Origin of the sequence: Lactococcus sp. DD01, assembly GCF_001578715.1 — a bacterium.
GTDB lineage: Bacteria > Bacillota > Bacilli > Lactobacillales > Streptococcaceae > Lactococcus > Lactococcus petauri.
Genome location: NZ_KQ968941.1, coordinates 143,492 through 150,215, shown reverse-complemented (window position 1 = coordinate 150,215; position 6,724 = coordinate 143,492). Strand labels below are relative to the sequence as shown.

Genomic DNA, 6,724 nt, shown 5'->3' with positions numbered 1-6,724 from the left:
AAAATTAAATATTATGCACCCGTGGCTCAACTGGATAGAGTACCTGACTACGAATCAGGCGGTTGCAGGTTCGAATCCTGCCGGGTGCATTGATTTCTGAATGAAATCATGATGATAATGAACTTTATCTCGGGAAGTAGCTCAGCTTGGTAGAGTACTTGGTTTGGGACCAAGGTGTCGCAGGTTCGAATCCTGTCTTCCCGATTGATAGATTATTCTATCAGAAATTTTTGGCGGTGTAGCTCAGCTGGCTAGAGCGTTCGGTTCATACCCGAGAGGTCGGGGGTTCGATCCCCTTCGCCGCTATTATATTTTACAGCTGGATCTTTAGCTCAGTTGGTTAGAGCTCTCGGCTCATAACCGAGCGGTCGTTGGTTCGAATCCAACAAGATCCACTTTTTGGAGGATTACCCAAGTCCGGCTGAAGGGAACGGTCTTGAAAACCGTCAGGCGGGTAAAACCGTGCGTGGGTTCGAATCCCACATCCTCCTTTCCTTTGGCTCGGTAGCTCAGTTGGTAGAGCAATGGATTGAAGCTCCATGTGTCGGCGGTTCGATTCCGTCTCGCGCCATTTGCGGGTGTAGTTTAGTGGTAAAACCTCAGCCTTCCAAGCTGATGTTGTGAGTTCGATTCTCATCACCCGCTTAAAAATTTTCTGGGATATAGAAGATTTTTTAATAATTTGGGAGCATAGCTCAGTTGGTTAGAGCACTGTGTTGATAACGCAGGGGTCCGAGGTTCAAATCCTCGTGTTCCCATAGATGTTTATAATATCTATATATTGTGAATAACTGGTGGGGAGTTACTCAAGAGGCTGAAGAGGACGGTTTGCTAAATCGTTAGGTCGGGAAACCGGCGCGAGGGTTCGAATCCCTTACTCCCCTTCCGTACAACGACTATTGTTGAATAGTCGTTTTTTATGCTTTATGTAGAATGTTTAAGATGAGAGGGGGTTATATGGCTTTTCTTGCAAACGAAGAAGTAACCGAGTTAAAAAATCAGGTAAATATTGCTGATTTAATTTCACAATATGTGCCTCTCACTAAGTCTGGAAAGAATTATTTAGGGCTTTGTCCTTTTCATGGGGAAAAAACACCAAGCTTTAATGTCAATGCTGATAAAGGGTTTTATCACTGTTTTGGTTGCGGAAAATCTGGCGATGTTATTGATTTTATAAAAGATTATAAACAAGTTGGTTTTGTGGATGCAGTAAAAGATGTTGCGAGTTTTGCTGGAATTACCTTAAATATTGATAATGATTCTACTGCAGAAAAAGATAATCCTCATGCAATGCTTTATGATATAAACAATCAAGCTGCACGGCTTTATAACATTGTTTTGACTTCGACAGAAATTGGTGAAAAAGCTCGGCTTTATTTAGAAAAACGTGGGATTACTTCTGAGATTATCAAGCAGTTTAATATCGGTTTAGCACCAGACGAAAACGATTTTATTTTTAAAAATCTCTCTGGAAAATTTGATGAAAGTGTTCAAGCGAATTCTGGGCTTTTCAACTTTTCAAGTAACAAGGTTTTCGATGCTTTTCAAAATAGAATTATGTTTCCACTCAAAAATGAGTACGGGCATGTTGTGGGATTTTCAGGCCGAAAATGGCAAGAAAATGATACAAGTAAGGCAAAGTATATTAATACAAGTGCAACAAAAATCTTTGATAAATCTTACGAGCTTTATAATTTGGATAGAGCAAAACCAGTTATTTCCAAAACACGTGAAGTTTACTTGATGGAAGGCTTCATGGACGTTATTGCAGCTTATAAGGCTGGTGTGTATAACGTTGTGGCGACCATGGGAACAGCTTTAACAGAGAAACACGTAAAGCGTTTAAAAAAAATAGCTAAAAATTATGTTCTTATCTATGATGGTGATCAGGCAGGTCAAAATGCAATATATAAAGCAATTGATTTGATTGGTGAAGAGAAGACACAGATTGTTCGTGTTCCAGAAGGTTTGGATCCAGATGATTACAGTAAAAAGTATTCATTAGAATCTTTATCTGGTCTGATGGAAAACAGCAGGATACAACCGACAGAATTTCTGATTGATTATTTGAAACCTGAAAACCTTTCAAATCTGAAAAACCAATTGGATTTTATTGAGCAAATGGCGCCTGTTATTGCAAGGGTTTCGTCAATTACAGCACAGGATGCTTTTATAAGAAAATTAGTTGAGATTTTACCTGATTTCGAGTATAATCAAGTAGAGCAATCTGTCAATTTAAAGCGTGAAAACGTCCTTAAATCAAGGGCAGAAGCGGGAAATTTTGAAGAGAGTTTTGGGAGCTTTTCGGAAGAAGATTTTTCGAATTATCCTGATCCTGGTTTTATTGCAACGGAGCAAGATTATTATGGTGATTTTCCTTCTGGTCAAGAGGCTGCTAAAACTGTACAACAGCCGCAACTTCCAAGTTTATCACGAAGTGAACGGGCAGAGGAACAACTGTTGAATCGCATGATTTATCATCAAAGTATTCTTCAAAAATTTGCGGAGGATGAAACTTTTCGCTTTGTCCATCAGCGTTACCAGAACCTTTTTGACAAAATCATACTTGAGGTTATGAGTTTTGAAGAAATTGATCCTTCTCACTTTGGCACCTCATTAGATGCCGATGAGAAAAATTTATTTTATCAAATCCTAAGTCTTGATTTGCCAGATGAGACAAGTAGTCAGGAGCTCGAAGATTTGGTGGCCGTTTTTGCAAAGGAAATGGAGCAAATAAAGTTTAGTGAATTGCAAAAACAACTAGAGAATGCCCAAAAAGTAGGCAACAAGGAACGTGAGCTGGAACTCACAATCCAAATCATTAATCAGAAGAAAAAAATATAAGCTATTGCTTATATTGTTCATTGGGGAGGATTAAATTGGCAAGTAATAATAAAAAAAGAATCAGTCAAATTGCAAAAGAAACTGGAATCACTAACAAAGCTTTAATCGCAAAAGCACAAGAGCTTGGTATGGCGGTTAAATCGCATTCAAGTTCTATTTTTGAAGCTGAAGAAGCAAAACTCCTTGCGGCAATGGATTTTAAACCAATTATTGTTGAAAAAGTTGATGTGGAAGAGTTAAAAGAAAAAGGTTCTAAACATGTAACTTCTGTTAAAGAAAAAGCGGCCAAGAAAATCGATATTAAAGATTCGGATACTTTTGACAATAAGGCTTTTGATAAAGCAGTAGCAGCTTATATTACAAAACGTAAACCTCTCGAAGAAGCTTTAGATGATGAAATTACAGATGAGCTTGTGGTGAAGTTTGGTTTGGAAGCCGAAGCTATCGAAGATTTGCTTCAACAAATCCAAGATGCAGGTATTTCTATTGTTGATAAAGAAGGAAATCCTAGTCCATTAGCTTTGCAAGCTGAAGAAGAAGAAAAGCTTGATGATAATGCCATGGATGAAATCGTGACAAATGTCCGTATTGATGATCCTGTCCGTATGTATCTTAAGGAAATCGGACGTTATCCATTGATTTCGCTTGAAGAAGAAACAAAACTTGCGGAAGCTATCGTGGCAGGTGGTGATGAAGCAGAATTTGCCAAACAAATGCTTGCGGAAGCCAATTTACGTTTGGTTGTTTCAATTGCAAAGCGTTATTCTGGACGAGGGATGCAATTCCTGGATTTGATCCAAGAAGGAAACATGGGACTTATGAAAGCTGTGGACAAATTTGACCATACGAAAGGTTTCAAATTCTCAACTTATGCGACCTGGTGGATTCGTCAAGCAATCACACGTGCGATTGCTGACCAAGCACGTACAATTCGTATTCCTGTCCACATGGTCGAAACAATCAATAAGTTAATCCGTGTACAACGTAATCTTTTACAAGAATTAGGTCGTGATCCTTTACCAGAAGAAATTGGTAAAGAATTGCACATGACACCTGATAAAGTTCGTGAAGTCTTAAAAATTGCGCAGGAACCTGTATCATTGGAAACACCTATTGGTGAGGAAGACGATTCACACCTTGGAGATTTCATTGAAGATGATGTGATTGAAAGTCCGGTAGACTATACCAACCGTATCTTGCTTCGTGAACAGCTTGATGAAGTTATGGATACCTTAACGGACCGCGAAGAAAACGTATTGCGTATGCGTTTTGGACTTGATGATGGACGTATGCACACACTTGAAGATGTTGGTAAACAATTTAAAGTGACACGTGAACGTATTCGTCAAATTGAAGCGAAAGCGATTAAAAAGTTACGTCATCCTCGTCGTAGCAAACCATTGCGTGACTTTATGTAATATAAAAAACTCTCTCGACAGATGTCGAAGAGTTTTTTCTTATAATTGAAAAAGAATATAGTACAAAAGATTTGATAAATTTGAGAGAAGTGATATAATAAAAATTATTAAAGGTCAAAAAAGGTCAAACTTTAAATAAAAGAAGCCAGACATGATTCTTTAATTCTAAAAAAATAAGTTAAAATAAAGAAAAGACGTAACCACAAAGGAGGAAGAGATGCTCTGCCAAAATTGTAAAATAAACGAAGCGACAATTCACCTTTATACAAATGTGAATGGCCAGCGTAAGCAAGTGGATCTATGCCAAAACTGTTATCAAATTATGAAATCAGGTGGTCAAGAAAGCTTGTTTGCTGGAGCTACAAATATTTCGAATAATGATGATCCCTTTAATCCATTTCCAGATATTTTCCAAGCCTTACATGGTAATGATCAAGGTCGGACAATGACACCTCCAACACAAGCGGGTGGTCGAGGCCCAGGAGGTCCACAAAATCCTCGAGGAAGTCAAGCACCTAAAGGACTTCTTGAAGAATTCGGAGTCAACATTACTGATGCTGCACGTCGTGGAGAAATAGATCCTGTTATTGGACGAGATTCTGAAATTACCCGCGTTATCGAAATTTTGAATCGTCGAACAAAAAATAATCCTGTTCTTATCGGTGAACCTGGTGTTGGTAAAACAGCAGTTGTTGAAGGTTTAGCCCAAAAAATAGTTGATGGTGATGTACCACAAAAACTACAAAATAAAGAAGTTATTCGTCTTGATGTTGTCAGTCTCGTCCAAGGTACTGGTGTGCGTGGGCAATTTGAAGAGCGTATGCAAAAACTGATGGAAGAGATTCGTAAACGTGATGACGTTATCCTCTTCATTGATGAAATTCATGAGATTGTGGGCGCAGGCTCTGCTGGGGAAGGAAATATGGATGCTGGAAATATCCTTAAACCGGCTTTAGCACGTGGAGAACTCCAACTTGTTGGAGCAACAACCCTCAATGAATATCGAATTATTGAAAAAGATGCAGCGCTTGAGCGCCGGATGCAACCTGTTAAAGTTGATGAACCTTCTGTAGATGAGACTATCACAATCTTACGTGGTATTCAAAAACGTTATGAAGATTATCATCATGTAAAATACTCAGATGAAGCAATCTTAGCTGCTGCAAATCTGTCTAACCGTTATATTCAGGACCGTTTCCTTCCCGATAAAGCAATTGACTTGCTGGACGAAGCGGGTTCGAAAAAGAATCTGACACTCAAATTTGTTGATCCTGAGGACATAAAAAAACGTATTGAGCAAGCAGAGGCGCAAAAAAACGAAGCCATGCAACGTGAAGATTTTGAGAAAGCAGCTCATTTCCGTGATCAAATCGCTAAGCTTCGTGAGCTTCAAAGCCATGAAATCTCAGATACTGACATGCCAAATATCACAGAAAAAGATATTGAAGCAATTGTTGAAGAAAAGACACATATACCTGTAGGTGATTTGAAAGAAAAAGAACAAACACAGCTCATTAATCTAGCTGAAGACTTGAAAGAACATGTTATCGGGCAAGATGAAGCGATTGATAAAATTTCTAAAGCTGTGCGTCGTTCGCGTGTCGGACTTGGAAAGCCTAATCGTCCTATCGGTTCATTCCTCTTTGTTGGACCTACTGGTGTAGGGAAGACCGAACTTGCAAAACAATTGGCTTATGAGCTTTTTGGCTCAAGAGATAGCATGATTCGCTTTGACATGTCGGAATACATGGAAAAACATAGTGTGGCTAAGTTGATTGGTGCTCCTCCAGGATATGTGGGTTATGAAGAAGCAGGTCAGTTGACAGAACGTGTGCGCCGTAACCCATACAGCTTAATTTTATTGGATGAGATTGAGAAAGCTCACCCGGATGTAATGCATATGTTCTTGCAAATTCTTGATGACGGGCGTTTGACAGATGCGCAAGGTCGTACAGTTTCCTTCAAAGATGCTATCATCATTATGACATCGAATGCTGGTACAGGTAAGGTTGAAGCAAGTGTTGGTTTTGGCGCTGCACGTGAAGGACGTACGAATTCAGTGCTTGGAGAGTTGGGTAATTTCTTCAGTCCAGAATTCATGAACCGTTTTGATGCTATCATTGAATTCTCAGCATTGAGCAAAGAAAACTTGCTTAAGATTGTAGATTTAATGTTGGATGAAGTAAATGCTCAAATCGCTCAAAATGATATTCATCTTGACGTCACACAGGCGGTTAAAGAAAAACTCGTTGATCTGGGCTACGATCCGAAAATGGGAGCACGCCCATTACGTCGTACCATCCAGGATAATATCGAGGATGCTATTGCTGATTTTTATATCGAGCATCCTGAGTATAAAGAATTACTTGCAGATTTGGTTGATGATAAGATTGTTATTGTGAATAAGCCTGAAGAAGTAAAAGACACAGCGGATACATCTGATACTGAAGATGAAGAGAAAT

The 6,724-nt window shown here is 39.0% G+C and carries 3 protein-coding genes and 9 tRNA genes; all 12 read left to right on the top strand.

Annotated elements, in window-relative coordinates; translation table 11 throughout:
- Window positions 1-15: 15 nt before the first annotated feature.
- A tRNA-Arg gene (locus tag LACDD01_RS09710) sits at window positions 16-89 on the top strand.
- 41 nt (window positions 90-130) lie between these two features.
- Window positions 131-204: transfer RNA gene (locus LACDD01_RS09705), tRNA-Pro, on the top strand.
- A gap of 28 nt (window positions 205-232) precedes the next feature.
- A tRNA-Met gene (locus tag LACDD01_RS09700) sits at window positions 233-306 on the top strand.
- A 15-nt stretch (window positions 307-321) separates the two neighbouring features.
- Window positions 322-395: transfer RNA gene (locus LACDD01_RS09695), tRNA-Ile, on the top strand.
- A gap of 6 nt (window positions 396-401) precedes the next feature.
- A tRNA-Ser gene (locus LACDD01_RS09690) sits at window positions 402-491 on the top strand.
- Between the two features lie 7 nt (window positions 492-498).
- Window positions 499-571, top strand: a tRNA-Phe gene (locus LACDD01_RS09685).
- A gap of 3 nt (window positions 572-574) precedes the next feature.
- Window positions 575-645 (top strand) — tRNA-Gly (locus LACDD01_RS09680).
- Between the two features lie 39 nt (window positions 646-684).
- Window positions 685-758: transfer RNA gene (locus LACDD01_RS09675), tRNA-Ile, on the top strand.
- A gap of 38 nt (window positions 759-796) precedes the next feature.
- A tRNA-Ser gene (locus LACDD01_RS09670) sits at window positions 797-884 on the top strand.
- 73 nt (window positions 885-957) lie between these two features.
- The gene (gene dnaG / locus LACDD01_RS09665; protein ID WP_061414801.1) at window positions 958-2,844 is read left to right on the top strand and encodes a DNA primase; all 1,887 of its coding nucleotides are present in this window, start codon (window positions 958-960) and stop codon (window positions 2,842-2,844) included.
- Window positions 2,845-2,879: 35 nt separating this feature from the next.
- Window positions 2,880-4,262: an RNA polymerase sigma factor RpoD gene (rpoD, locus tag LACDD01_RS09660; RefSeq protein ID WP_017370526.1), complete on the top strand. Its 1,383-nt coding sequence runs from the start codon at window positions 2,880-2,882 to the stop codon at window positions 4,260-4,262.
- A gap of 217 nt (window positions 4,263-4,479) precedes the next feature.
- The coding region (locus LACDD01_RS09655) for an ATP-dependent Clp protease ATP-binding subunit (protein ID WP_061414798.1) at window positions 4,480-6,724 on the top strand (2,245 nt) is incomplete at its 3' end.